Here is a 26,462-nt window from a genome sequence, read left to right as displayed (position 1 = left end):
CGAACCGAACAGGCGGAGGCGGAAGCGAGGGAGGGGGCAGGGGCGGGGGAACGTTCCGTGCTGTCTCACAAGCTGGTCCCTTCGACGGGCGTCACAACCGTGGCTTGCGCAACCGAACGGTCACCATCCGTACCGCGCACCCCGGAAGCGGTCAAGGTATGGACCATTTCCCACGCCGCCTCATGACCTCCATCACCTCGATCATGATGAAGCTGCCCGATATCGGGCAGCATTCTTGCAAAGAGAGCCCGTCGCGCCTCAGTATCTACGGGTGCTCGAACGCCGCCCGTCGCATGACGACCTCATCGACCACCTGTGCCGCAGCACCGCGCTCCAGCGCGGTGAGGCCTCCCGGGTGGTGCTCGACGTGCTGGCGTACTTCGACGAGACGACCGAGGAGTTCGTCCGCCGCCGCCACCGCGAACTGCAGTCCGGCGGCGAGGTCAACTCCGTGATCTTCGAGCGCATCGCGGCCGAACTGCCGCACCGCGCCGTGGCGCCCCCGGAGCTCTCGCTCCGGCAGTTGCGCCGCATCGTCTACGGCTGAGCACACCCGCAAACCACTCGGAGGGGCAGAACTTTATGTGCGGAATTGTCGGTTACATCGGTAAGCGCGATGTGGCTCCGCTGCTGCTGGAAGGCCTGGCGCGGCTGGAGTACCGGGGATACGACTCCGCGGGCATGGTGATCACCAGCCCCAAGAGCACCGGCCTGAAGATGGTCAAGGCCAAGGGCCGCGTCCGTGACCTGGAGGCCCGCGTCCCCAAGCGCTTCACCGGCACCACCGGCATCGCCCACACCCGCTGGGCCACGCACGGCGCCCCCAGCGACATCAACTCGCACCCGCACATGGACCCCGAGAACAAGGTCGCGGTCGTCCACAACGGCATCGTCGACAACGCCGCCGAGCTGCGCGCCAAGCTGGAGGCGGACGGCGTCGTCTTCGCCTCCGAGACCGACACCGAGGTGCTCACGCACCTGATCGCCCGCTCGCAGGCCGAGACGCTGGAGGAGAAGGTCCGCGAGGCGCTCAAGGTGGTCGAGGGCACCTACGGCATCGCCGTCATGCACGCCGACTTCAACGACCGTATCGTCGTCGCCCGCAACGGCTCCCCGGTCGTCCTCGGCATCGGCGAGAAGGAGATGCTGGTCGCCTCCGACATCGCCGCGCTGATCGCCCACACCCGCCAGATCGTCACCCTGGACGACGGCGAGATGGCCACGCTCAAGGCCGACGAGTTCCGTACGTACACCACCTCGGGCACGCTGACCACCGCCACGCCCGAGACCGTGGAGTGGGAGGCCGCCTCGTACGACATGGGCGGTCACGACACGTATATGCACAAGGAGATCTCGGAGCAGGCCGACGCGGTGGACCGCGTCCTGCGCGGCCGCATCGACGAGAAGTTCTCCACCGTGCACCTGGGCGGGCTGAACCTGGACGCCCGCGAGGCGCGTGGCATCCGCCGCGTGAAGATCCTCGGCTGCGGCACCTCGTACCACGCCGGCATGATCGGCGCCTCGCTCATCGAGGGCCTGGCCCGTATCCCGGCCGACTCCGAGCCGGCCTCCGAGTTCCGCTACCGCAACCCGGTCGTGGACCCCGACACGCTCTACATCGCCGTCTCGCAGTCCGGTGAGACGTACGACGTGCTGGCCGCAGTCCAGGAGCTGAAGCGCAAGGGCGCCCGCGTCCTCGGCGTGGTCAACGTGGTGGGCTCGGCGATCGCCCGCGAGGCGGACGGCGGCGTGTACGTCCACGCCGGCCCGGAGGTCTGCGTGGTGTCCACCAAGTGCTTCACCAACACGGTCGTCGCGTTCGCGCTGCTGGCCCTGCACCTGGGCCGTATCCGCGACCTGTCCGTCGCCGACGGCAAGCGCATCATCGAGGGCCTGCGCAAGCTGCCCGGGCAGATCCAGGAGATCCTCGAAGGCGAGGAGGACATCAAGAAGCTGGCCGCCGAGTACGCGGACGCCAAGTCGATGATGTTCATCGGCCGTGTCCGGGGCTACCCGGTCGCCCTGGAGGCCTCCCTGAAGCTCAAGGAGATCTCCTACATCCACGCCGAGGCGTACCCGGCCTCCGAGCTGAAGCACGGCCCGCTGGCGCTCATCGAGCCCGCGATGCCGACCGTCGCGATCGTCCCGAACGACTCCCTGCTGGAGAAGAACCGGGCGGCGATGGAGGAGATCAAGGCCCGCAGCGGCAAGATCCTCGCGGTCGCGCACCAGGTCCAGGAGAAGGCGGACCACACGATCATCGTCCCGAAGAACGAGGACGAGCTGGACCCGATCCTGATGGGCATCCCGCTCCAGCTCCTGGCCTACCACACGGCCCTGGCCCTCGGCCGCGACATCGACAAGCCGCGCAACCTGGCGAAGTCCGTCACGGTGGAGTAGTCCTCACCGACGACGGCCGAAGCGACAATTGAGCAACCCCCACGGCGGCCAGCCACCTCCGCGAGAGCGGCGGCGGTTCAGCCGCAAAGGGGCGGCAACCCCCACGGCGGCCAGCCACCTCCGCGAGAGCGGAGCCGGTTTAGGCGCAAAGGGGGCGCCCCCCGGCGCGTGCCACCAACGCGCCGGGGGTCGCCCTTTTCCGTACGGCCGGTGCCGCCCTCGCACCGGCCTCGGTGGCCGCTCAGCCGGTGGCCGTCACGCCCCGGCCCGCGGCGCGCCCCGAGAACGTCGGCCACTTGGCGAGCGACGCGGTCGCGCCGTACCAGGCACCGAGGCCCGCGAGTGCGGCGGCCCAGCCGCCGATCTGCGCGAGCGCGGAGGCGTCCGCGAAGGCGCCGATGCCGGAGAGCAGCAGGGAGAGGGTCAGCAGCCCGTACACGCCCTGCGCGAGCAGCCCGCTGCCGGAGGCGGCAGCCGTCAGGCTCAGCGACAGCATGGCCCACAGGATCATGAACAGCCCGCCGGCCTCCGCGGAGACCGCGCTGCCCACGCCCATGCCCCAGGCGAACCAGAAGGCACCGAGGCCGGCGAACGCGGTGCCGGTGCGGCCGTTGCCCGCGCGCAGTTCGAAGAGGCCGGCGACGAAGAGGGCGACCCCGCCGACCCAGGTCGCGAGAGTCGCGGCGTCGGAGGCCGCGACGTTGTCGATCACACCGGTGCTGCCGATGCCGAACGCCAGCAGTGTCAGGCCGAGTGCGAGGTGGCCGAGAGTAGAGGTGGTGCTCCCCGCAGAGACGTCGTTGTCCACGGCGGGCTCCCTTCATGCTCATGTGCAGTTGTGCTGCTTCCCAGCCACCTGGATATACCCTTCACAAGCGCACAACCCACCTCGCGGGGCGCCGAATCTCGCCCAAGGGGAAGGAAATTGACGCGGTATCACCGGCGGATAACGGCAGGGCTACGGGATGACGACGACCGGCCGCTGCGCGCGCCGCGCGAGCCGTCCGGCCACCGAGCCGAAGAGCCGGCCGACGAGGCCGTGCGTGGACCCGACCACGATCGCGTCGGCCGAGTACTCGCGGCCGACCTCCTCCAGCTCGTGGCAGATGTCCCCGCCCCGCTCGACCAGGATCCACGGCACCTCGGAGAGGTAGTCCGCGCAGGCCAGCTCCAGTCCGAGGACCTCGGTGCGGTGATCGGGTACGTCGACGAAGACGGGGGGCTCGCAGCCGGCCCAGACGGTGGTGGGCAGCCGGTTCGCCACGTGCACGATGATCAGGCCGGAGCCGGAGCGGCGGGCCATGCCGATGGCGTACGCGAGCGCTCGCTCGCTGGAGGTGGAGCCGTCGAAGCCGACGACCACCCCGTGCTGGAAGGCGGGATCGCAGGCGTGGCGCGTCTCGTCCGCCGCCAGGGGGTCGACCGGGGAGTCGGCGACCTGCCTGCGGTCCGCGGGTTCAGGGATTTCGTGACCGGCCATCGGTGTCTCGGCGAAGAAGGTCCTTGTGGGAAGGAACAGGGTGACGACGGTTGGCTGCGGAGCTGTGTCCGGGAATCATCTTCCCAACCCCATACCCCCAAGGGTACGGCGGCACGCCTCCGCTGCCCAGTGCCCACCGCCCTGCCACAGCGGTCACAGGGCGTTCCAGGGAGCATGCACGAGCCCCGACCCGTATGGCAATGCCGGATGTGCCCTACAGCGTTCCCGGTGCCCCTCCCCGCGCCCCCTCCGCGCCTCCCGCCGCCCCCGCTCGCGACGGCGCACAACCCCCGCGCCCGCCGCGCCCGCGGCCCCGGCGTCCCGCCCGCTGACCTGCGTGACAGCGGTGCCATGCGTGACCGCCGGTAACACAGGGGCGTGAGGGACGCGTGTGATAACGCGTGACGAAAAGGACGCCAGGCGCCCGCAGTGACCGTAACCGTCCCGTGATCGTTGGCCACACGGTCCGCCCGGTCACACCGGTCACACCGCAGCCCTCAGGGAGTCCTCGTGCCCGCACACTCGTCCACCCCGGCCCCGTCGTCCACCTCCGAGTCGGCGAGCGACGTGATCCGCTGGGCAGCCTTCAGCTGTGCCCTGGTCCCCGTCGTCCTCCTGGTGTACGGCACGTCCTTCGGCGGCGCGGCCGGCACCGCGCTGGGGCTCGCGGCCGTGACCGCCGTCTGCCGGGTGCTGCTGCGCCGCTCGGAGCGGATCGCCGAGAAGAGCCGGCACCGGACCGCCCCGCACCGCGGCCGGCACTCCCGGACGGGTACGGGGGCACACCGCGGGGGCCGGCACGGTGCCGGGGCGCGCCCGGAGACTGACACGTTCGCACACACGCGCCCGTAGGTTTTCAGCCAACTTCGGCCTACCGGCCGATCCTTGTCAAAATGGCCTGCCAACCCCCTTGTCACCAGGCAAGAAAGGACCGCCGGGGTCGCTCGCACCCTACGCGGATGGGCCATGCGCGTGAGGCGCACTTCCCTGCGGGGCCCGTGAGTGGAACGCTTCGTGATCGAATGCTTCGCGCCAAGTTGCCTTGTCGACATAGTGCCGGATGCGGAACTTGTCACTCCGGCGCCACGGGACGCAGTAGATTCGATCATGACTATCGAAGACTGGGGACTCGTGCAAAACCGAGGGGAAACGTGCAGGAGCGACAGGACCTAGGAGACGCGAACACCGAGGGGGGCTTAGCGTCATGAGCCAGGACTCCGCCGCACCGGAGAACGGACGCAAACTGTCCGGACGGCGCCGTCGCGAGGTCGTCGCAGTGCTGCTGTTCAGCGGCGGCCCCATCTTCGAGAGTTCCATTCCGCTCTCGGTGTTCGGGATTGACCGCCAGGACGCCGGGGTTCCGCGCTACAGGCTGCTGGTCTGCGCGGGCGAGGACGGACCACTGCGCACCACGGGCGGACTCGAACTGACCGCGCCGTACGGCCTGGAGGCGATCAGCAGGGCCGGCACCGTCGTCGTACCGGCCTGGCGGTCGATCACCTCGCCGCCACCGGCCGAGGCGCTCGACGCGCTGCGCCGGGCGCATGAGGAGGGCGCCCGGATCGTGGGGCTGTGCACCGGGGCGTTCGTACTGGCCGCCGCCGGTTTACTGGACGGGCGGCCCGCCACCACGCACTGGATGTACGCGCCGACGCTCGCCAAGCGCTACCCGTCGGTCCATGTGGACCCGCGGGAGCTCTTCGTCGACGACGGGGACGTGCTGACCTCCGCGGGGACGGCGGCCGGAATCGACCTGTGCCTGCACATCGTGCGCACGGACCACGGCACCGAGGCGGCCGGGGCACTCGCCCGGCGGCTGGTGGTGCCGCCCCGGCGCAGTGGCGGACAGGAGCGGTACCTCGACCGGTCGCTGCCCGAGGAGATCGGCGCGGACCCGCTCGCCGAGGTGGTCGCCTGGGCGCTGGAGCACCTCCATGAGCAGTTCGACGTGGAGACGCTCGCCGCCCGCGCGTACATGAGCCGGCGGACGTTCGACCGCCGCTTCCGCTCGCTGACGGGCAGCGCGCCGCTCCAGTGGCTGATCACCCAGCGGGTGCTCCAGGCACAGCGGCTGCTGGAGACGTCCGACTACTCGGTCGACGAGGTGGCGGGCCGCTGCGGCTTCCGCTCCCCCGTCGCGCTGCGCGGGCACTTCCGCCGCCAGCTGGGCTCCTCGCCCGCCGCGTACCGGGCCGCCTACCGGGCCCGCCGCCCGCAGGGCGACTCCTCGGGGCCGTCCGGAGCCGTGGACCCGGTCGTCGCCTCGCAGTTCCCGCACTCGGCGCGGCGCGCGGCGGCGGGCGCCACGACCACGTCCACCGCTCCGCCGGAGCAGGGCAGGCACCACGCGGACGCCTTCACCGGGGGCCGGGCGGCCCTCCCGGGCCAGCGCAGCGCGCCGTAGCGGTACCGCGGGACCCGCCGTACCGCCACGTACCGCCCCTCTAAGGTAGGACGCATGAACGATCGCATGGTGTGGATCGACTGCGAGATGACCGGACTCTCGCTGACGGACGACGCACTTATCGAGGTGGCCGCGCTGGTCACCGACTCAGAACTGAACGTACTCGGTCACGGCGTGGACATCGTGATCCGCCCGCCGGACGCGGCGCTGGAGACCATGCCCGACGTGGTGCGGCAGATGCACACCGCCTCCGGACTCCTCGACGAGCTGGCGCTCGGCACCACGCTCGCCGACGCCGAGGAGCAGCTCCTCACCTACGTACGCGAACACGTCAAGGAGCCCGGCAAGGCCCCGCTGTGCGGAAACTCCGTCTCCACCGACCGCGGGTTCCTGCTGCGTGACATGCCGACGCTGGAGGACTACCTCCACTACCGGATCGTCGATGTCTCCTCGGTCAAGGAGCTGGCTCGCCGCTGGTACCCGAGGGCGTACTTCAACAGTCCGGAGAAGGCCGGCAACCACCGCGCGCTCACCGACATCCGCGAATCCATCGCCGAGCTGCGCTACTACCGCGAGGCGATCTTCGTCCCGCAGCCCGGCCCGGACTCCGAGACCGCCAAGCAGATCGCGGCCCGCCACGTCCTGCCCGACTGACACCCGCCCGCCACCCCGCGAAAGGCTGGAGCGAGCACCCTCTCGGACCCTGTACACTTTTTCTCGGCCGGTCGGGAAGAAGACCGGTCGTGGTGGGTATAGCTCAGCTGGTAGAGCACCTGGTTGTGGTCCAGGATGTCGCGGGTTCGAGTCCCGTTACTCACCCTGAACGATCAAGGGCTGACCTGTGAAAACAGGTCAGCCCTTCGTCGTGTCCGAGCGTGAAGGTGAGCGGGCACCAGCTGTCGCACGAGCTGCGGGTCGAGAAGGACGGGAACGGCGCCCTGGTCGTGGTGTGCCGGAAGGACAGCTCGCCACCGCCAGACCCGGACCCGGAGCCGGCGGGCCTCTCCCGCTCGCGCTCGATCCGTACTGCCGCCGGTACCCGTGAATGGCGACGCCGCTCTTCTGGCCTTCGGGCCGGGCAGAGGGGCGCTTTCGTCGTTCCCCCGTCACCGACAGGGAGTAGCGTTCTGAGCGTCGAGGTCAGAACGAACGGAGCCCACATGCCCGATCGCACAGACAACGCCCTTACCTTCGGCCAGCGCGTGCGGCGCGCACGGGAGCGCGCCGGGCTCACACGCCCCGTCGTCGCCGGTCTCGTCGGCCGCTCCAGCGACTGGGTAAAAGGCATCGAGACCGGAACCATCGGTATGCCCCGACTCCCCATGCTCCTGCACCTCGCACACGTCCTCGGCGTGGAAGACGTCGCCGACCTGACCGGCGAAGAACGCATCGCCTCATCGACGTACGCCAAGACCGCTCACGTCGACCTGCCCTTGATCAGGCGGGCGCTGAACACCTACCACCTCACGCGTCGCGACGACGAACCCGAGCCAGCCGAGGCACTCGCCGCCCGGGTACGCCAGGCATGGAAGATGTGGCACAGCCCCGGCGCGCACCGCTCCGCAATTGCGCGGCTCCTGCCGGACCTGCTGCTCGACACTCAGCACTCCGCACGGACCCTCGAAGGTGTGGAACGGCGCCGCGCCCTCGTTGCGCAGGCGCAGACCTACCATCTCGCCCAGCTGTACCTGTCGTTCCAGCCCGTACCCGACCTCGTCGTCCTCGCAGGCGACCGCGCCATGACAGTGGCGCAGGACGCCGACAGCCCGCAGGCCATCGCCTCGGCAGCCTGGTACATGAACCACGTCTACCGGGATGCCGGTGAGGCAGCCGAGGCCCGTGTGGAGCTGGCCGAGGAAGCCGCCAGCCTGCTGCGCACGGACGATGACCCGGAGCAGATCGCTCGCTGGGGGCTCCTCATGCTGGCGGTCGCCCTGTCCTTCGCGAAGGTCGGCCGGAGCGGTCCCGCGTGGCGGTACTGGGACAAGGCCGACGACGCCGCGCGGCGCCTCGGCAACGACTACGCCCACGAGTGGCTGATGTTCGGCCGGGGCGTGGTCGATGCGTACGCGCTGACCATGCACAACGACCTCGCGCGGCCGGGTCAGGCGCTGGAGGTTGCGGCCGCGCTCGACGTGAGCGCGGTGCCGTCCGCCACGCGCCGCTCGTACCATCTCATCGAAGCGGCCCGCGCGCATGGGATGCGTGATGAGGGCGTCGCCGCTGTACACCTGCTGCGGAAGGCGTGGGAGGAATCCCCGGAAACGATCCAGTACAACCTGCACACTCGGGCCGCTCTCCCGGGGCTGGTGAAGTCGGGGCCGCCGATGGTTCGGGAGGACGCGCGCCGGCTCGCGGTGGAGATCGGCGTACCGGTATGACGGGCCGGCAGGGAGGTTTCCTCCCCCTCGACAAGGGGTGAGGAACTCTCCCCCTCACCCCCGAGGTTCACCCTTACCGTCAGTTGTGAAGCAACTACTGACGCGACGGGGAGCGACCCGTGATGACAATCAAGGTGTACCAGGTACGTCCGGACGGATCGACACGCACCATCCGGCGGCAGCGGGAAGTCCCTCCCGCCGACGCCCCGCCGCCGGTGTTCGCCTCGTACCCGCCGTGCGTCTGCCATCGCTGCCGGTCGGCGGCCGGCCGGTGAGCGCCGCGTGCGCCGCGTGCGGGTCCACGCAGCATCTGCGGGTCGTCGCGGTCCGGGACGGTAAGGACGTGTGGGCCTGCCACGAGCACGCCGCGGACCTCGCGGCCCCCTTTGACGACACGCTGGCGGCCCTGGCCTGGTACCAGAGCCGGCGCCGCGCGCCCCATTGAGCTCCGCCCGCTGCCCACGACCGATGGCAGGGACGGCTCAGCGGGCGGGCACCACCACCCCGCCGCATCCGGCACGACCTACCCAGGAGGTAGCAGATGAGCGACACGATGACCGACGCGGGCAAGCACGGCGGGGAGCCGTCCGACAAGCCGTGGACGCCGCCGCCGGCCCCGCCGTCCCCGGACGGCTCCGGCCCCGGCAAGTACATCGACCCCAACGGGAGCTGATGTGACCACCGCCCAAGTGGGCGGGCACGCCGCGCTCGTAGAGGACCTCTACGAGCGCGGCCTGCTCGATGAGACATGGCGCGCCGTCTGGCACGCCGTCCCCCGCGAACCGTTCATCCCCCAGCAGGCGTGGCGCCAGGGCCCGACCGGCTGCGAGCCGCTGACCACCGAGGCCGAGCGGCTCGCCCTCATCCACTCCGACGAGCCGGTCGTCATCCAGCTGGACGACGGCCGGCCGGACGGCCCCGGCATCGCCACCTCGTCCAACAGCCAGCCCTCCATGGTGGCGCGCATGCTGCGGCTGCTGCTTGTCGAGTCGGGTCATCGCGTGCTGGAGATCGGCACCGCGTCCGGATATGTCGCCGCGCTCCTGTCGCGACGGCTTGGTGACCCGCTCGTCCACAGCGTGGAGATCGACCCCGGCCTCGCTCACCACGCGGCCGCTGTTCTGCGCTCGGCCGGGTACGAGCCGAACCTCGCGTGCGTGGACGGCGAATGTGGCCGGCCCGACCAAGCCCCCTTCGACCGCATCATCTCCACGTGCGCGCTCCGAACGATCCCACACCAGCTTGTGCAACAGCTCGCCCCGGGCGGCATCCTCGTAGCCCCGATGGACCGCGACTTCTGGAGCGGCGCCCTCGTACAGCTCACGAGCGACGGCCGGGGATCGGCGGCCGGCCGATTTCAGGGCGGTGCGTCCTACATGCCGATGCGGTCCCACCGGGCGCCCGCGCCGGCGGCTGTCGATCAGACGACGGCGCGGTCGGCGAAGGCCAACGTGGACCCGCGTGAGCTGCTCTCGCTGGGGTTCGCCTTGTACGCGGGCACCCGCGTGCCAGGCGTTCGCATGGTCCATGCCGACAGGCCGGACGGCGCACAGGTGTGGCTCCAGGACCGGGACGGCTCCGCAGCGACCGCCGCGACATGTGAGGACGCGTGGCTGTACGGGTCGCGTGACTTGTGGGGGGAGGTGGAGCAGGTGCATCAGGAGTACGTCGCCCTGGGCTCGCCCGAGCCTCGCGACTTCGGGCTGACGGTGACGGCCAGGGGCCAGCAGGTGTGGCTGCACCACCCGGAGCGGATCATCGAGCCGGCGCCGAAGCGCGTGGCCACCGCGAGGTGACCGCCTCGGCCGGCCGGCGTCCCTGGTCGGCCGAGGTTCACCGTACGAGGTCGGGCCACGGCCTCTTGGCTGAGGTTGGCGTGTAGCCGCGCGGCCCGGATGTGGTCGCCGATGTGTCGGCGTCGAGCGACAACCCGGCCGGGCGGGGCCCCCGGCCGCGGCAACCCTTGGCCCCGCGGTGGCGACTGTGCGGTACGCAACACCCCTCTTCCCCCCCCCACAGGAGGAAAAGTGCAGCACCCGCACCCGCACCCGCGCACTCCGCGCCGCAGGAGAAGCCGCTCCACCCCGGTCGCCGCCGCCGCTGTCGCCGTGGCCGCCGTGGTCGCCCCGCTCGTCGGGGTGCTGCCGGCCGGGACGGCCGAGGCCGCCGCGCCCGCCCGGCAGGCCGAGCGGCTCGACCGGGGCGTCGTCAGCGTCCACACCGGCAGCGGCAACCTCGTCAGCTGGCGCTGGCTCGGCACCGACCCGGACAACGTGGCGTTCAACGTCTACCGGGGCGGTACGAAGGTCAACGCCACGCCCGTCACCGGCTCGACCAACTACTTCCACTCCGGGGCGCCCAACTCCGCCGACTACACCGTCCGCGCGGTCGTCGGCGGTGTCGAGCAGGGCGACTCCGTCCACGCCGTCCAGTTCCGCACCGGCTACCGGGACGTGCCCATCTCGCCGCCCGCCGGAGGCCGTACGCCGGACGGCGTCTCGTACACGTACGAGGCGAACGACGCGTCCGTGGGCGACCTCGACGGGGACGGCGCCCTGGACTTCGTACTGAAGTGGCAGCCGACCAACGCCAAGGACAACTCCCAGTCCGGCTACACCGGAAACACCGTCATCGACGGCGTCAAGCTCGACGGCACCCGGCTGTGGCGCGTCGACCTCGGGCGCAACATCCGCTCCGGCGCGCACTACACGCAGTTCCAGGTGTACGACTACGACGGCGACGGCAAGGCCGAGGTCGCCATGAAGACGGCGGACGGGACCGTCGACGGAACCGGGAAGGTCATCGGCAGCGGCTCGGCCGACCACCGCAACTCGGGCGGCTATGTGCTGGCCGGGCCCGAGTACCTGACCATGTTCAACGGGCGTACCGGCGCCGCCATGGGCACCGTGGACTATGTGCCCGCGCGCGGCAACGTGGCGTCGTGGGGCGACGGTTACGGCAACCGGGTCGACCGGTTCCTCGCCGGGACCGCTTACCTGGACGGCACCCGGCCCTCGCTCATCATGGCGCGCGGCTACTACACGCGCTCGGTGATCGCGGCCTGGGACTGGCGCGACGGGCGGTTCACGCGTCGCTGGACGTTCGACAGCAGCGCCTCGGCCAACGCCGGCAAGGGCTACGACGGGCAGGGCAACCACAGCCTGTCGGTCGCGGACGTGGACGGTGACGGCAGGGACGAGGTTGTCTACGGGGCGATGACCGTCGACGACAACGGGACCGGGCTCTGGACCAACCGGCTCGGGCACGGGGACGCCGGGCATGTCGGTGACCTGAACCCGGCCCGCGCCGGGCTGGAGTACTTCAAGGTCTCCGAGGACACCTCCAAGCCCGGCTCCTGGATGGCCGACGCCCGTACCGGACAGGTTCTCTGGCAGACCGCCACGGGGGGCGACAACGGCCGTGGCGTCTCCGCCGACGTCTACGCGGGGTCCGCCGGGGCCGAGTCCTGGTCGGCGACCGACACCACGCTCAGGTCGGCGACCGGGGCCTCGCTCGGGCGCGAGCCGTCCAGCGTCAACTTCGTCAGCTGGTGGGACGGGGACACGACCCGCGAGCTGCTGGACGGCACCCGTATCGACAAGTACGGCACGGGCGGCGACACCCGGCTGCTGACCGGCGCCTCGGTGTCGTCCAACAACGGCAGCAAGTCCACCCCGGCGCTCTCCGGTGACATCCTCGGCGACTGGCGCGAGGAGGTCGTCTGGCGCACGTCGGACAACCGGGCGCTGCGGATCTACTCCACGCCGCACCGGACGGACACGAGGATCACCACGCTGCTGCACGACACCATGTACCGCGTGGGGCTGGCCTGGCAGAACACCGCCTACAACCAGCCCCCGCACCCGGGCTTCCACATCGGGGCCGGGATGCGGACCGCACCCCGGCCGGTGATCACTACCCCGTAGCGCAGGCGAGCGTGGTCGGGGGCGGGTTCGTCCCCGACCACGAGCCGGTGAAGCCGAAGGCGACCGACGCGCCCGGCTGCACCGTGCCGTTCCAGGCGGTGTTCTTCGCCGTGACGGCGGCCCCGGTCTGGGTGTGGGTGGCGTTCCAGATCTGGCTGATCTGCTGGCCGGAGGGGAAACTCCAGCCGGCCGACCAACCGTTCCACGCCGCCGTGCCCGTGTTCTTGAGCGTCACCTCCGCCTGGAAGCCGCCCTGCCACTGGCTGGTCACCTTGTACGTCGCGGAACACGGGCCTTCCCCAGGGGGGCCGGTGGGCGTGCCCGCCGTGTCGCCGTAGATGACGCCACGGCCGTTGGTCGACACGTACACGCGCCCGTAGACCCTCGGGTCGCCGGTGATCGCGGCGCCCGTCCAGCCCCACTGGTGGGCGTCGTCGTTGATGCGGACCCAGCTCGCGCCCGCGTCCGTGGAGCGGAAGATCCCGCGTACGCCGCCGATCTTCGCGCTGGTGTACAGCGCCTGGTACGAGGCGCCCGGCGCGGCCTTGCCGAAGCCGATGGTGTCGGCCTCCTCGACGCCCCGGACCCTGGCGAACGTCGCGCCCGAGTCGGTCGAGCGCCACAGGCCGTACGTGCCGCCGGCCTCGCCGCCCGCCAGCCAGATGTCGCCGCCCCGGCCCGGGACGGCCTGGAAGCGCACCCCGCCCGACGCGGGCAGGCCGGTGGCCCCGGACGCGGTGAAGGTGGCGCCACCGTCCGTACTGACGTAGAACGTCCCGGCCGCGAAGCCGTAGAACTTCTTCGGGTCGACCCGGTCGGCCTCGACGACCGCGCCGGCCGGGATGCCCCGAGCCGCCGTCCACGACGTGCCGAAGCCGGACGTGGTGTGCACCGCCGCGCCGTCCGGGCTCCACACGAACCGGCTGCCGTCCGCCGCCGCCGCCACCGTGCCGCCGCCGGAGACGCCCGAAGGCTCCTGACCCGCGAACCAGGTGGCGCCGTTGTCGGTGGAGAAGGCGATGCGCGGGCCGCTGTCGAGGTTGCCGACGCGGACGACCGTGTCCGGGCGGGACTCGGCGTAGTCCAGGCTCGTCGTGGTCGTGAAGTTGGGCGAGGTGAACATCATCGGCGGCACCTTGGTGACGTCGGTGTGCCGGAAGCCGCCGATGTCACCGAGCGCGCTGATCAGCGGGGCCCCGGAGGGCGGCGAGACGAGGTCGTTGACGGCCGTCTCCTCCAGGCCCCGCACCATCGGCGTGATGGTGATCCTGCCGCCGCCGTCCCACTGCCCGAGGTTCTCCGTGCCGTAGATCGTGGCGCCCGTCCCGTACATCATCCGGTTCGAGTCGAACGGGTCGATCTCCAGCGACTCGGTCATCCAGCCCAGCTTCGGGGACTGCTCGGGCGGTGCGGGGTCGGCGCCCCAGGTGAGCCAGGGGGAGGAGGAGACGTCCATGGTGTAGCGGTTGGAGCGGGTGGGGTACGAGGTGTACTCCCACGCCCGGGTCCAGGTGGCGCCGCTGTCGGTGGTGCGGAAGATCTGGGTGTCGGGCCACCAGGAGCTGTAGCCGGTCACCATGACCGTGCCGGGTTTCTGCCGGTCGGCGCTCAGCCCGCTGAAACCGTAGTGCGCCTGGGCGTCCGGGGTGATGTCCCGCCAGGTCGCGGTCTTCGTGGCGTACCGCCACACCGCGCCCTTGCCGCCGTCGTACGGGCCGCCCGTGTCGCTGTACGCCAGGTAGAGGTGGCCGCTCGCCGCGTCGAGGACGCCCTTGTGGGCGAGGAGGCCGGTGGGCTGGCCGGGCAGCCGGGTCCAGGTGGCGCCCGCGTCGGTGGAGCGGTAGACGGCGTTGTCCTTGTCGGCGACACCGACGTAGATCGTCCTGGTGGCGGTTCCGCGCGTGCCGGTCGTCTCGTCGAAGGTGACCCAGACGATGCCCTGGTTGTCGGAGGCGTAACCGGAGGTGTCGGACGGGTCCTGGGCGTAGGTGCCGGGGTTGGGGAAGGCGGTGACCTGCGACCAGGTGGCGCCCGCGTCGGTGGAGCGCCACAGGCCCTTGCCGCTGGGCGCGCCGAGGTACAGCACACTGCCCAGGTGCGGGTCGACGGCGAGGCGTTCACCCATGCCGCGCCCTGGCATGTTGCCGCCGAGCTTGAAGGGCAGGTCGGCCTTCTGCCAGGTGGCGCCCCGGTCGGCGGAGCGCAGGACGGCGCCGTTGCCGGGGTCCCAGCTGTTGGTGTACGTGCCGACCGCCGCGTACACCCGGTTCGGGTCGATGGAGTCGGACGCGATGCTGACGACGCCCGTGTGGCCCCAGCGGTCCCAGCCGACCGAGTCGAGCAGCGGCGTCCAGGTCTTGGTGGCCTGCTGCCAGCGGTAGGCGCCGCCGATGTCGGTGCGGGCGTAGGCGAGGTTCTTCTCGGTGCGGCTGAAGACGATGCCGGGGACGAAGCCGCCGCCGTCGATGCGGACGTTCTTCCAGGTGTACGACTCGGCGGCGGGCCCCGGCGGGGCGGCGGGTGCTGCCTGGGCGGCGGCCGTGGCGGCGGGCGGGTGGGTGCCGGTCAGCAGGCCGGCGGCGAGTGCCAGGCCGAGGAGCAGGTGTCGTGTTCTGCGCACGGGGGCTTCCTCTCGGGCGTGGGGGCGTGCGGGCGTGCGGCATCGGGGGGAAAGGCATGAGCCGGGAGGGCCGCAGGCAGCGCGGCCCTCCCGGCTTGGTACGTACGCGAAGCCCCGCGGGGCTATTCGAGAAGCTCCGCGTACGAGCCCATGGCCAGGGCGATGTCCGCCTGGGCCCAGAACCGGTGGTACGTGAAGACCGGCGCGGCACCGCCCTTGAGGTAGGCCTCGACCTTCGGCCAGGCCGGGTCGTCCTGGTAGAAGGAGCGGATCGAGGCGAACGTCGAGGAGGAGTCGACCGTGTCGCCGTTCGGCATGACGCCGGTCCAGCCGCTCGGTACGTACACGGCGTCGTCGAACCGGTTGTAGTCGGCGCGTGTCTCGGGGACCGCGATGCCCAGCGGGTCCTGGTGGTGGGCCCACATGCCGTCCAGCAGCGCCTTGGCGACCCGTTTGGCGTCCGCGTCGCCGGACTTGGCGCCGTAGTACGTCAGGGTCTTGGCGTACGCGGCGGCCACGCCCACGTCGTCGGTGTAGTCGGCGACGGTGACGTGCAGCCCGGTGTTGGCGCCGGGGTTCGCGGGGTTCCAGGTGTCGGGCTTGCCGGACCACTGGAGGGTGGAGGGGAAGCGGTAGGTGCCGTCGGGGTTGATGGTGGTCTTGGAGACGGCCCAGTCGACCCACTTGTCGAGGACGGCCTTGGCGGCCGCGTCACCGGTCTGGTGGTAGAACTCGGCGACCCGTTCCATCGACCACGCCTGGAAGCCGAACCACTGGTTGGACGGCGGGTCGTGGTAGACCGGCTTCTCGTCGTAGTACAGGCCGTGGAAGGTCGGCGTGCCGGCCGGGGGCGTGGCGTACCGGCCCTGCCAGCTGTTGGTGGCGCCGCCCGCGATGGCGCCCTCGGCGGACTGGAGCCAGCGGTAGAACTCCAGCTGCCGGTCCAGGCTGGTCGCCCAGTCCGCCTGCCCGGTGGCCGACTTGGGCTTGAGCGGGGCGTACTCGCTGAGCGCGTACGCGGCCAGCGGGTTCTGGTAGCCGCCGTGGGCGTGGCTGGAGCCGATGCGCCAGGACCAGCCGGCGCTGGTGTCGGTGGCGCCGCCCCAGGCGTAGTACCAGGACATCAGGTAGTGCGCGCTGCTCTTGCCGGTACCGGCCGGGCAGGTGGTCGGGCCGACGCAGTCGCCGGCCTTCTTGAAGTACTTGTCGAACAGGGAGTAGCGCAGGTAGTCGCCCATCTTGGCGGCCTTGGTGACGGTCGCGGTGACCTGCCCGCCCTTGCCCTGCTGCTTGGCCCAGACGTCGGCCCAGTACGCGGCCTGGACGGCGCGGGCGTCGGCGTCGGGGGCGTTGGTGAACTTCCACTGCTTGGCGTAGGAGGCGTCCCCGGTGAACAGGTCCAGGTAGCCGTTCCTGCCGCCGTAGCGGAAGTTGTCGCAGGTGGGGTGGGTGACGGTCTCCCAGACGGACTCCTGGGGGCCGCGCTGGAAGGTGTTGATGTACGACGGTCCCTGCGCGGCCGGCCCGGCGGAGCACGTGCCGGGCTCGTTGCCGAACCCGTAGACGTTGTCGACGTCCTGGAGCCAGTGCATGCCGTAGATGTCATCCGTGCCGTACGCGCTCTTCAGCTCGCCGGCGATCGGGTCGACGCCCGCGGTGACACCGGAGTCCAGGCGCGAGGGGTACTGCGCCGGCAGGTCGTGCTCGGGGGCGTACGTGGCCGGTTTCGAAGCGTTGTAGGAGGAGTTGGTGGGCTGGTCGGCGCGGGTGGGGATCATGTACTTCTCCATGGTTTCCCACGCGCCGTTGAACTTGGTCCAGTCGCCGGTGATCTTCCCGTACATGGCCTGGAGCCAGATCAGATAGCTGTACGCCTCCGAGGTCGTCTCGTGCCCGTGGTCCGGCGCCTCGACGATCAGCGTCTCCACCGAGTGGTACGGGATGCCCTCGGGCGAGAAGTAGCCGTTGCCCGGGTTGGTGATCTTCCCGTGGAGGTCGAGGAAGCGGGCGTCGTACGTGGAGTCGGCGGCCAGCTGCGTGACGGTGACCTCGGCCTTGGTGTGGCCGGGGGCGGTCGCGGTGAAGACGGCCGAGCCGGTGCCGGTCCGCGCGGCGGTGACGGTCACCTTCTGGGCGGTGTTCCAGTTCGCCGGGGTGAAGGTGAGGGTCGTGGGAGCCGCGGTGAGGCCGGTGGTGCCGGAGGTGCGGGCGATGGTCACCGTGACGTTGCCGTTGGCGGGCGGCTGGGTGGACAGCTTCAGGTCGAAGCTGCCGGTGGTGCCCTGGCGGACGCCGAGCTGGGCGGGGGTGGCGACCAGGGCGGGGCCTGCGGCGACCGTGATGCCGACCGGCGCGGACTCGGCCGCGGCGCCCCGGCTGTCGTACGCCTTGGCGTAGAGGGAGTGGGCGCCGGCGGCGAGGCCCGTGGCGCTGTGGGTGAAGGGTGCGGTGGTGTCCGTACCGAGCAGGGCCGGTGTGCCGCTGCCGCCGCTGCGGTAGAACTCGACCTTGCTGACGGTGGCTCCGTCCGCGGCCGCGGCGGTGGCGGCCATCGGGACGGGATCGCCGGCGGTGAAGACGGCGCCGGGGGCCGGGCTGGTGAGCACGGCGACCGGCGGCTGCTGGGCACCGGCGCAGGTCGTGCCGTTGACGGCGAACGAGGCGGGTGCCTTGTTGGTGCCGGTGTAGGTGAACTGGGCACCGGTGGTGACGGCCGCGCCCGCGGCGACGGTCCTGTTCCAGGCGGCGCTCTGGACGCTGACGGACTTTCCGGTCTGGGACCAGGTGCCGTTCCAGCCGTTGGTGAGCCTCTGGTCGCCCGCCTGGTCGTAGGTGAGGGTCCAGCCGTCGAGGGGGGCGGTGCCCCGGTTGGTGAGGGTCAGCTCGGCGGTGAAGCCGGAGCCCCAGTCATTGGTGGTCTTGTAGTCGACGCTGCACTGCACGGCCGCGGCGGCCTGTGCGGGGGTGGTTCCGGCGGCGGCGGTCATCCCGAGAGGCAGGGAGACGACGGCGACCAGCGCGGCCCATAACCGTCTTGGTCCTGGTGACATGTGCTTGCTTCTCCTCGCGGCTCGTGAGGGAGGTGGGGATGAGCACAAGCTTTGACCAGTGGGAGCGCTCCCACTATGCGGAGAGGCGGCGAGGGGGTCAAGGTGCTTGAAGAGTCGAAGAAAATCGACAGCGAAAATTGACGGCCCCTCTGTTCCTTGACAGCGCTTGGCGCTACGGTCTGCTGCACCAGTGGGAGCGGTTCCATTCAGTCGGCGCGTTGTCAGGTACGCGCCCGTTCTGCAAGGAGTCGCTCATGCGACACCCCCCGCGATACTCCCCGCGACACGCCCCGTCCTTACGCTCCCGTATCGGAGCGGTGCTCACCGGAACGGCGCTCGCTGTGGTCGGCGCCGCTCTCCCGCCCGGGTCGGCGGCGGTGGCCGCGCCGGTCCAGGCGGGCGCCATGTCCCCGGCGAAGGCCGCACCGGCCCCGGCGGCTGCCGGGGCCGCTTCGGCGGCCGCCGCACCCGTCTGCACGGTGGAGTACAGCGCCACCAACCAGTGGGCCGGCGGTTTCCAGGGATCGGTCACCGTGACCAACAACGGTGCCGCGCTGAACGGCTGGACCCTGGGCTTCGCCTTCACGGGCGGCCAGAAGGTGTCCCAGGGCTGGGGCGCCACATGGTCCCAGTCCGGTGCGTCGGTCACCGCCGTGAACGAGAGCTGGAACGGCTCGCTTCCCACCGGCGCCCGTGTCACCGCCGGGTTCATCGCCTCCTGGTCGGGTACGAACCCCGCCCCGGCGTCGTTCACGCTCAACGGCACGGTGTGCAACGCCGACCCCGGCGGCCCGACCGACCCGCCGAACCCGCCGAACCCGCCGGACCCGGGCAGTGGGCCGCCCGTGCTCACCGTGAACGGCAACAAGCTGGTGGACGAGAACGGCGCCACCCGCCGGATGCTCGGCGTGAACCGCTCCGGCGGCGAGTTCATGTGCGTGCAGGGGCACGGCATCTTCGACGGGCCGGTGGACGACGCCTCCGTACGCGCCATCGCCGGCTGGAACGCCAACACGGTCCGCATCCCGCTCAATGAGGAGTGCTGGCTGGGCCTGGACAACATCAAGCCGGCCTACCGGGGCACGGCCTACATCAACGCCGTGAAGGACCTGGTGGCGCGGGTCGAGGCGCACGGCATGACGCCGATCGTGGAGCTGCACTGGAGCTGGGGGCAGTACACCGGCAACTCCGCGGGCTGCTCGGACATCCACGCGAGCTGCCAGAAGCCGATGCCCAACGCCCGCTACACCCCGACCTTCTGGACCTCGGTGGCGAACACCTTCAAGGACGACCGGCGCGTCGTCTTCGACCTGTTCAACGAGCCCTACCCGGACCGCGCCACCTCCACCGCCGCCCAGGCCTGGACCTGCTGGCGCGACGGCGGCACCTGCCCGGGGATCGGCTACGAGGTCGCCGGGATGCAGGATCTCCTGGACGCGGTACGGGCCACCGGGGCCCGCAACCTCGTCCTGGTCCCCGGAATCGCGTACTCCAACGACCTGAGCCAGTGGCTCGCGTACGCACCGGCCGACCCGGCCGGCAATCTCGCCGCCGCCTGGCACGTCTACAACTTCAACGCCTGCGCGAACGAGGCGTGCTGGGACTCCACGCTCGCGCCGGTCGCCGCCCGCGTACCGCTGGTGGCGGGCGAGATCGGCGAGAACACCTGCGGGCACGGCTTCATCGACCGCGTCATGAGGTGGTTCGACGCCCGTGGCCTGTCGTACCTCGGCTGGACCTGGAACACCTGGGACTGCTCCTCGGGCCCGGCCCTGATCAGCGACTACAACGGCACCCCCACCGCATTCGGCATCGGGTTGCGCGACCATCTGCGCGCCCTCGACTGAGAGGTAACACCGGACATGAGCCGCACCACGAACACCACCACGGGCAGCGCCTCGGGCAGCGCCTCGGGCAGCACCGCGACCGCGCCTCGCCGCCGTCGCACCGCCCTGCTGGCCGCCTGCACCCTGATCGCGGCGACCGGCGCGACCGCCACCGCGCTGACCACCACGGCCGGCGCCGCCGCCCCCGGCTGCACGGTCGACTACCAGGTCACCAACCAGTGGAACGCCGGCTTCGGCGCCAATGTCACCATCACCAACACCGGTGACCCGGTGAGCTCCTGGACCCTGGAGTGGACCTACGCGGGAAACCAGCGCGTCACCCAGGGCTGGAACGCCACCATCACGCAGGCCGGCGCCGCCGTCACCGCCAAGAACGTCTCGTACAACGGCACGCTGGCCACCAACGGCTCCGCCTCCTTCGGCTTCAACGCCTCGTACAGCGGCACCAACGCCATACCGGCGGCCTTCAAGCTGAACGGCGTCACCTGCAACGCCGGTCCGGGCGGCCCGACCGACCCGCCCGGCCCGACCGACCCGCCCACCACCCCGCCGCCGTCCGGCAGCCGCGTCGACAACCCGTACGCGGGCGCCAAGGTGTACGTGAACCCGGAATGGTCCGCGAAGGCCGCGGCCGAGCCGGGCGGCAGCCGCATCTCCAGCCAGCCGACCGGCGTCTGGCTGGACCGGATCGCCGCCATCAACGGCGTCAACGGCGGCATGGGCCTGCGCGCCCACCTCGACGAGGCGCTGCGGCAGAAGGGCACCGGCGAGCTCGCCGTCCAGCTGGTGATCTACAACCTGCCCGGCCGCGACTGCGCCGCCCTCGCCTCCAACGGCGAGCTGGGCCCCACCGAGATCGACAAGTACAAGACCCAGTACATCGACCCGATCGCCGCGATCCTGGCCGACCCCAAGTACGCGGGCCTGCGGATCGTCACCACGGTCGAGATCGACTCCCTGCCCAACCTGGTCACCAACGTGACGCCCCGCCCGACCGCCACACCCAACTGTGACGTGATGAAGGCGAACGGCAACTACGTCAAGGGCGTCGGGTACGCGCTGAACAAGCTGGGCGCCATCGCCAACGTCTACAACTACGTGGACGCCGGCCACCACGGCTGGCTGGGCTGGGACGACAACTTCGGCGCCTCGGCCGAACTGTTCAAGCAGGCGGCGACCGCCGAGGGCTCCACGGTCTCCAAGGTGCACGGTTTCATCGTCAACACGGCCAACTACAGCGCCCTGAAGGAGGACCACTTCACGATCGACGACTCGGTCAACGGCGTCTCCGTACGCCAGTCGAAGTGGGTCGACTGGAACCGGTACACCGACGAGCTGTCGTACGCCCAGGCCATGCGCGCCAAGCTGGTCTCGCTCGGCTTCGACCAGAACCTCGGCATGCTGATCGACACCTCCCGCAACGGCTGGGGCGGCGCGGCCCGGCCGACCGGCCCCGGCGCGCGCACCGACGTCGACACCTACGTCAACGGCGGCCGCTACGACCGGCGCATCCACCTGGGCAACTGGTGCAACCAGGCCGGCGCGGGCCTCGGCGAACGCCCGAAGGCGGCGCCGGCGGCGGGCATCGACGCGTACGTGTGGATGAAGCCGCCGGGTGAGTCGGACGGGGCGAGCAGCGCGATCCCGAACGACGAGGGCAAGGGCTTCGACCGGATGTGCGACCCGACCTACACGGGCAACCCGCGCAACGGCAACAGCATGTCGGGCGCGCTCCCGAACGCCCCGGTCTCGGGCCACTGGTTCTCGGCCCAGTTCCAGGAACTGATGAAGAACGCCCACCCGGCGCTCTGACGCACCCCCGGGCCCCCGCCCCCGGCAGCCGCTCACGGCCGGCCGGGGGCGGGGGCCCGGGACGTCACACGGTGGTGACGACCTTGCCCGGGGGTCAGCGAGCGGCTTCCCCGTCGGGCCTCCGTGCTCTCTCAGCCGGCGTGGAGAATCCGAAAGCGACCGGGTTCCGCCGGGTCCCGATCAACGACTTGGACCGGTGTCCAAGCCCATTGCCAAACGCTGATGCCCGGCGTGCGGGAGAACCGGATCGGCCCGCGGGTGCCCTCGACCGCCACGCGCGGCCATGACGCGGCGATGGCCGCCCGGTCCGTACCGTGGGATCGCAGCACCTCGGCGAGGACCGCGACGGTGTCCCAGCCCTCGAAGGCGACGAAGGACGGCGCTTCGCCGAGCCGCTCGCGAAGCTGCTTCCCGACGCGTTCGCCAAGCGGACCGAGGCGCTCGGGAAGGTAGCGCAGGAACGGAATCCCGGCGCCGTCCTCGCCCAGCGCCGCGGCCCATTCGACGAACTCCGGTTGTCCGGCCGGAGCGCCGACCAGTATCTCCGCGAGCCGCTGGTCGCCCCGGACGGCCCTGACGATCGGCACCGCCGGCTCCGGATGGCCGACCAGCAGGAGGAGCGCCGTCGCACCGTGGTCGACGAGCGCGTCGCACAGGGCCTCGGGTGTGAGCGCGTTCGTGTCGAGTTCGACGACGGTGCCGCCGCGGGGAGCGAGGTGGTCCCGCAGGACGCGGGTCCCGGACGCCCAGTAGACGCTCGGCTGGGTCGCCACGGCGACCTGGCGCCGGCCCGCGCCGAGGAGGAAGTCCGCGTAGACGCGCCAGCCGTGGGACTGGGCCGGGGCCAGGCGCGCGACCCACTCCGTCGGCTCCTCGGTGAGCGCGTCGAGCACCGCGGACGAGCAGAGGAACGGCACGCCGAGGGCGTCGGCCCGGGCGGCGGCGGCGCGGGCGACGACGCTGTGGTACTCGCCCGCCACGGCGGTCACGCCCAGGCCGGCCAGTTCGTCCACGGCCGCCGCGGCCCGCTCCGGATCGGCCGCGGTGTCCCGGACCACCAGCTCCAGTGGTCTGCCGCCGATCCCGCCGGCCTCGTTGACCTCGCGAACGGCCAGGTCGAGTCCTGCGAGCAGGTGTCGGCCCGCCTCGACCCAGCCGGGCCGCGTCAGCGGGACCAGAGCGCCCAGGCGGACGGGCGGCCGGCCTGTGTGCTCCGCTCCGGACGGCGATGGTGGCGTATTCATCGGGTGGCGTCTCCCCTGGGACGATGCGGTCGCGCTCCGCCCGGATGGCGCTCCGCCCGGGGCCGGCGGTCCGCGTTCCTCACGTCTCGCCGCGGCGGGCGCGTTCGGGTGATCATGCCGGTGATTGGACCCACCACCATCGCCAATAGGCAACCGATTATGCGCTCGCTGAGCTGCCACGCTTTATGGTCACCGGCACCAACGAGGGCCTGGGCGCTTGGCCGTTACGCCCTGGGAACGACGCTGTGAGGCTCACCGGGCTATCGTCAGGGCGAGTAGAGGAGGGCGGGTGGGGTGGGATTCGTCATCGAATCATGGCGACGCTGTTGGCCTGGGGCCTGCGGTGCCGTACGGACCGCGACCTGCGGATCGCCTTCTCGGGGGAGTAGTCCGCCGCTTCGCGAGGGCCGGCGGCCGCGCTACGACATCGGGATCTGACGACCGTGCCATTCCATCGATGCAGACGCGCACGACCGGCTCCCGGTACGAGCGGATCGCGGCGGATCCAGAGCCCAGGTGATCCGGCCGCGCCTGCGTCACGTCGAGTCCCGCACCACCAGGTCCGTGGGGAGGATCACCTGGCGCGGCTCCGTGCCGCTGCCGGTGATGTGCTGGAGCAGGGCGCGGGCCATGCGGCGGCCCATCTCCTCGATCGGCTGGCGCACGCTCGTGAGGCCCGGGTCCATCAGGCGGGCCACCGCCGAGTCGTCCACGCCGATGAGCGCCACGTCGTCGGGGACGCGGCGGCCGGCGTCGCGCAGGACGCTGCGGGCGCCCGCGGCCATGACGTCCGAGGCGGCGAAGACGCCGTCCAGGCCGGGGCAGCGGTCCAGGAGTTGGCGCATGGCGCGGCGGCCGCCCTCCTCGGTGAAGTCGGCGGCGGCGACCAGCCGGTCGTCCAGCGGGAGTTCCGCGGCCTCGATGCCCTGGCGGTAGCCGTCGAGGCGGCAGCGCGCCACGTACATGTCGAGCGGGCCCGTGATGGTGGCGATGCGGCGGCGGCCGCGGCCGGCGAGGTGGGCGACGGCGGAGCGGCCGGCGCCCACGTTGTCGGAGTCGACGTACGCGACCGGTTCGTCCGCGGAGCGGCGGCCGTTGAGTACGGCGGGGATGCCCAGTTCCTGGACCAGGTCGGGCAGCGGGTCGTCCCCGTGGACCGAGACGAGCAGGACGCCGTCCACGCGCTGGGCCGACAGGTACTGCTCGAACCGCTGCCGCTCCTTGCTGGAGCGGATGAGCGTCAGCAGCAACTGCATGTCCGCGTCCGCGAGTTCGGCGCTGACTCCCCGGATGATGTCGAGGAAGTACGGCTCGGCGAACAGCCGCGCCTCGGTTTCCGGGATGACCAGGGCGACCGCGTCGGTGCGGGCGCCCGCCAGCGCGCGGGCGGCGCGGTTGGGGACGTACCCCAGTTCGGCGATGGCCTGGCCGACCGCCTCCTTCGCGCGGTCGCTGACCCTCGGCGAGCCGTTGATCACCCGCGACACGGTGCCGCGCCCGACCCCCGCGCGGGCCGCGACCTCCTCCAGCGTGGGCCTGCCGGTCTGCCGTCCGCTCACCGCCATCGGTCTCCCGTCGAACCTCGTGCCTCGTGCCTCGTCGTACCCCGGATGAGGTAGTCAACCTAGAGGGTGCCCCCTCCCCCAGCACGAGCGGGAGTACCTGCTCACCGTAAACGGAATGGGAGCGCTCCCACAGCGGTCTCACCGTAGAGGAAAGCCACCCCCGGCGCCACCGCACCCGCCGCCGCCCGCCTTCAGGAACTGACGGCCACCCGCACGCACCGCCCGGGCCCCACGAATGTGGTGTTCATGTCTTGACACCCGCACCCCGCAGGCAGCAACCTTCCGGGCATGACGGGTGGGAGCGCTCCCACGACCAGCGCCGCCGAACCCGCACCACCACCCTGGACGAGGAGAGTGGAATGCGCACTTCCAGCAGTACGCGCGGACGCCGCCCCGCAATCGCGGCCATCGCCGCGCTCGCGGCCGGCGCCGTCCTGATCACCGGCTGCAGCAGCGAGGGCGGCGGGTCCGGCGAGACCACCGGCGACGGCAGGACGATCCTGCGCATCGGCACGTTCGGTTCGTTCGGTTACGACAACAAGAACGGCGCCAAGCTCTACGCCGAGTACGAGAAGCTCCACCCGAACATCAAGATCGTCGAGTCGAACGTCGCGGACGGCCAGAAATACTGGGACACGCTGAAGCTGCGCCTGTCCAGAAACAGCGGCCTCGCCGACATCCAGGCCATCGAGGTCGGTTACATAGCCGAGGCCACCGGCCCCACCATGGCCAACAAATGGGTGGACCTGTCCAAGACCGGCGGCGCCGACACCTCCGCCTTCCTGGACTGGAAGGTCAAACAGGCGACGACCCCGGACGGCAAGGTCATCGGCCTCGGCACCGACATCGGCCCGATGGCCATCTGCTACAACAAGGATCTCTTCGCCAAGGCCAAGCTCCCCACCGACCGCACCAAGGTCGCCGCCCTGTGGGCGGGCGACTGGGCGAAGTTCGTCGCCACCGGCAAGGCGTACCAGCGGAGCGCCCCCGCCGGGACCGCCTTCCACGACTCCGCCAGCGGCCTGTTCAACGCCGTGCTCTCCAGCCAGCCGCGGCAGTACGCCAACGACAAGGGCGAGCTGGACTACGAGAACAGCCCCGGCGTGAAGAAGGCCTGGGACCTGGCCGTCGAGGCCGCGCGGAGCGGGATCACGGCGAAGCTGCGCCAGTTCGACGAGAAGGGCACCTGGAACGCCGGCTTCAAGAACGCGAAGTTCGCCACGGTCGCCTGCCCGAGCTGGATGACCGGCATCATCAAGGACCAGGCCGGCCCGGCCAACGAGGGCAAGTGGGACATCGCGGCCCCGCCGGTCGCCGGCAACTGGGGCGGCTCCTTCCTCGCCGTACCGAAGTCCGGCCCCCACGCGGAGGAGGCCGCCAAACTCGCGGCCTGGCTGACCGCGCCGGCGCAGCACGCCAAGGTGTTCGGGGTCAACGGCAACATCCCCTCCACCAAGGACACCCTCGCCTCGGCGGCCGTCCAGAACGCCACGATCCCGTACTTCGGTGACACCCCCGTCGGCAAGATCTACTCCGAGGCCGCGGCCGGTATCACCCCCGCGCCGGTCAGCCGGTACGACGGCCAGGTGAAGACCTTCATCACCGACAACGGAATCCTGGACATCGAGCAGCGGGGCACCTCTCCCGACGCCGCCTGGGAGAACGTCAGGAAGCTGGTCGCCGACAAGATCGACCAGTAGCGGGGCCACCGGCCGCCCGGCGCTCCCCCGCCG

At 71.2% G+C, this 26,462-nt stretch carries 19 protein-coding genes and 1 tRNA gene; 14 read left to right on the top strand and 6 right to left on the bottom strand.

Annotated features, from left to right (window positions below; all coding sequences use genetic code 11):
* Positions 1 to 271 precede the first annotated feature (271 nt).
* Together QWM81_RS06960 and glmS are read left to right on the top strand one after the other, a co-directional pair.
* Positions 272 to 547 carry a hypothetical protein gene (locus QWM81_RS06960; protein WP_290110717.1) on the top strand — a complete coding sequence of 92 codons (276 nt, stop codon included), beginning with the start codon at positions 272 to 274 and terminating at the stop codon, positions 545 to 547.
* A gap of 35 nt (positions 548 to 582) precedes the next feature.
* A complete protein-coding gene (gene glmS, locus QWM81_RS06955) occupies positions 583 to 2,400 on the top strand; it encodes a glutamine--fructose-6-phosphate transaminase (isomerizing) (RefSeq protein WP_290110715.1) in 1,818 nt (605 codons plus the stop codon).
* Positions 2,401 to 2,641: 241 nt separating this feature from the next.
* On the opposite strand, the gene QWM81_RS06950 is transcribed toward glmS, so the two are convergent.
* Both QWM81_RS06950 and QWM81_RS06945 read right to left on the bottom strand, forming a co-directional pair.
* Positions 2,642 to 3,208, bottom strand: coding sequence for a GPR1/FUN34/YaaH family transporter (locus QWM81_RS06950; RefSeq protein WP_290110714.1), 567 nt, complete (start codon positions 3,206 to 3,208; stop codon positions 2,642 to 2,644).
* Positions 3,209 to 3,358: 150 nt separating this feature from the next.
* Entirely contained in the window at positions 3,359 to 3,880 is a 522-nt protein-coding gene (locus QWM81_RS06945; RefSeq protein ID WP_290110713.1) for a universal stress protein, read from the bottom strand.
* Between the two features lie 510 nt (positions 3,881 to 4,390).
* Here QWM81_RS06945 and QWM81_RS06940 point away from each other — a divergent pair.
* From QWM81_RS06940 to QWM81_RS06900, 9 genes are all read left to right on the top strand, one after another.
* A complete protein-coding gene (locus tag QWM81_RS06940; protein WP_290110710.1) occupies positions 4,391 to 4,732 on the top strand; it encodes a hypothetical protein in 342 nt (113 codons plus the stop codon).
* A 352-nt stretch (positions 4,733 to 5,084) separates the two neighbouring features.
* Positions 5,085 to 6,284, top strand: coding sequence for a helix-turn-helix domain-containing protein (locus QWM81_RS06935; protein WP_290110709.1), 1,200 nt, complete (start codon positions 5,085 to 5,087; stop codon positions 6,282 to 6,284).
* Positions 6,285 to 6,338: 54 nt separating this feature from the next.
* Positions 6,339 to 6,938, top strand: a complete 600-nt coding sequence (orn, locus tag QWM81_RS06930) for an oligoribonuclease (protein WP_290110708.1) — start codon at positions 6,339 to 6,341, stop codon at positions 6,936 to 6,938.
* A gap of 92 nt (positions 6,939 to 7,030) precedes the next feature.
* Positions 7,031 to 7,103, top strand: a tRNA-His gene (locus tag QWM81_RS06925).
* A 341-nt stretch (positions 7,104 to 7,444) separates the two neighbouring features.
* Positions 7,445 to 8,665: a helix-turn-helix domain-containing protein gene (locus tag QWM81_RS06920; protein ID WP_435372336.1), complete on the top strand. Its 1,221-nt coding sequence runs from the start codon at positions 7,445 to 7,447 to the stop codon at positions 8,663 to 8,665.
* A 235-nt stretch (positions 8,666 to 8,900) separates the two neighbouring features.
* Positions 8,901 to 9,110 (top strand): hypothetical protein, encoded by a 210-nt coding sequence (locus tag QWM81_RS06915; protein WP_290110705.1) that lies wholly within the window; start codon positions 8,901 to 8,903, stop codon positions 9,108 to 9,110.
* A 96-nt stretch (positions 9,111 to 9,206) separates the two neighbouring features.
* On the top strand, positions 9,207 to 9,338 hold the full coding sequence (locus QWM81_RS06910) for a hypothetical protein (RefSeq protein WP_290110704.1): 132 nt from the start codon (positions 9,207 to 9,209) through the stop codon (positions 9,336 to 9,338).
* A 1-nt stretch (position 9,339) separates the two neighbouring features.
* A complete protein-coding gene (locus QWM81_RS06905) occupies positions 9,340 to 10,461 on the top strand; it encodes a methyltransferase domain-containing protein (protein WP_290110703.1) in 1,122 nt (373 codons plus the stop codon).
* 231 nt (positions 10,462 to 10,692) lie between these two features.
* Entirely contained in the window at positions 10,693 to 12,591 is a 1,899-nt protein-coding gene (locus QWM81_RS06900) for a rhamnogalacturonan lyase (RefSeq protein ID WP_290110702.1), read from the top strand.
* Here QWM81_RS06900 and QWM81_RS06895 read toward each other — a convergent pair.
* Both QWM81_RS06895 and QWM81_RS06890 read right to left on the bottom strand, forming a co-directional pair.
* A complete protein-coding gene (locus QWM81_RS06895) occupies positions 12,581 to 15,211 on the bottom strand; it encodes a cellulose binding domain-containing protein (RefSeq protein ID WP_290110701.1) in 2,631 nt (876 codons plus the stop codon). The two genes, QWM81_RS06900 and QWM81_RS06895, sit on opposite strands and share 11 nt — an antisense overlap.
* 122 nt (positions 15,212 to 15,333) lie before the next feature.
* Positions 15,334 to 18,261, bottom strand: a complete 2,928-nt coding sequence (locus QWM81_RS06890; RefSeq protein ID WP_290110700.1) for a glycoside hydrolase family 48 protein — start codon at positions 18,259 to 18,261, stop codon at positions 15,334 to 15,336.
* A 404-nt stretch (positions 18,262 to 18,665) separates the two neighbouring features.
* Here QWM81_RS06890 and QWM81_RS06885 point away from each other — a divergent pair, with 404 nt between their 5' ends.
* Both QWM81_RS06885 and QWM81_RS06880 read left to right on the top strand, forming a co-directional pair.
* Positions 18,666 to 20,108 (top strand): cellulase family glycosylhydrolase, encoded by a 1,443-nt coding sequence (locus tag QWM81_RS06885; RefSeq protein WP_290110779.1) that lies wholly within the window; start codon positions 18,666 to 18,668, stop codon positions 20,106 to 20,108.
* Positions 20,109 to 20,123: 15 nt separating this feature from the next.
* Positions 20,124 to 21,920: a glycoside hydrolase family 6 protein gene (locus QWM81_RS06880; protein WP_290110699.1), complete on the top strand. Its 1,797-nt coding sequence runs from the start codon at positions 20,124 to 20,126 to the stop codon at positions 21,918 to 21,920.
* A gap of 131 nt (positions 21,921 to 22,051) precedes the next feature.
* On the opposite strand, the gene QWM81_RS06875 is transcribed toward QWM81_RS06880, so the two are convergent.
* Both QWM81_RS06875 and QWM81_RS06870 read right to left on the bottom strand, forming a co-directional pair.
* On the bottom strand, positions 22,052 to 23,164 hold the full coding sequence (locus QWM81_RS06875; protein ID WP_290110698.1) for an ABC transporter substrate-binding protein: 1,113 nt from the start codon (positions 23,162 to 23,164) through the stop codon (positions 22,052 to 22,054).
* A 536-nt stretch (positions 23,165 to 23,700) separates the two neighbouring features.
* Positions 23,701 to 24,729, bottom strand: coding sequence for a LacI family DNA-binding transcriptional regulator (locus tag QWM81_RS06870; RefSeq protein ID WP_290110697.1), 1,029 nt, complete (start codon positions 24,727 to 24,729; stop codon positions 23,701 to 23,703).
* A gap of 359 nt (positions 24,730 to 25,088) precedes the next feature.
* Here QWM81_RS06870 and QWM81_RS06865 point away from each other — a divergent pair, with 359 nt between their 5' ends.
* Complete coding sequence (locus QWM81_RS06865) at positions 25,089 to 26,429, top strand: ABC transporter substrate-binding protein (protein WP_290110696.1); 1,341 nt, start codon at positions 25,089 to 25,091, stop codon at positions 26,427 to 26,429.
* Positions 26,430 to 26,462 lie beyond the last annotated feature (33 nt).

Source organism: Streptomyces ficellus (assembly GCF_030406405.1).
In the GTDB taxonomy this organism is placed as follows: Bacteria; Actinomycetota; Actinomycetes; order Streptomycetales; family Streptomycetaceae; genus Streptomyces; species Streptomyces ficellus_B.
This window is presented reverse-complemented; position numbering and strand designations above follow the sequence as displayed.

Coding starts and splice junctions, on each gene's coding strand:
- glmS (WP_290110715.1), top strand. CDS start 583: ATGTGCGGAATTGTCGGTTACATCGGTAAGCGCGATGTGGCTCCGCTG.
- QWM81_RS06945 (WP_290110713.1), bottom strand. CDS start 3,880: ATGGCCGGTCACGAAATCCCTGAACCCGCGGACCGCAGGCAGGTCGCC.
- QWM81_RS06935 (WP_290110709.1), top strand. CDS start 5,085: ATGAGCCAGGACTCCGCCGCACCGGAGAACGGACGCAAACTGTCCGGA.
- orn (WP_290110708.1), top strand. CDS start 6,339: ATGAACGATCGCATGGTGTGGATCGACTGCGAGATGACCGGACTCTCG.
- QWM81_RS06920 (WP_435372336.1), top strand. CDS start 7,445: ATGCCCGATCGCACAGACAACGCCCTTACCTTCGGCCAGCGCGTGCGG.
- QWM81_RS06910 (WP_290110704.1), top strand. CDS start 9,207: ATGAGCGACACGATGACCGACGCGGGCAAGCACGGCGGGGAGCCGTCC.
- QWM81_RS06890 (WP_290110700.1), bottom strand. CDS start 18,261: ATGTCACCAGGACCAAGACGGTTATGGGCCGCGCTGGTCGCCGTCGTC.
- QWM81_RS06885 (WP_290110779.1), top strand. CDS start 18,666: ATGTCCCCGGCGAAGGCCGCACCGGCCCCGGCGGCTGCCGGGGCCGCT.
- QWM81_RS06880 (WP_290110699.1), top strand. CDS start 20,124: ATGAGCCGCACCACGAACACCACCACGGGCAGCGCCTCGGGCAGCGCC.
- QWM81_RS06875 (WP_290110698.1), bottom strand. CDS start 23,164: ATGAATACGCCACCATCGCCGTCCGGAGCGGAGCACACAGGCCGGCCG.
- QWM81_RS06870 (WP_290110697.1), bottom strand. CDS start 24,729: ATGGCGGTGAGCGGACGGCAGACCGGCAGGCCCACGCTGGAGGAGGTC.
- QWM81_RS06865 (WP_290110696.1), top strand. CDS start 25,089: ATGCGCACTTCCAGCAGTACGCGCGGACGCCGCCCCGCAATCGCGGCC.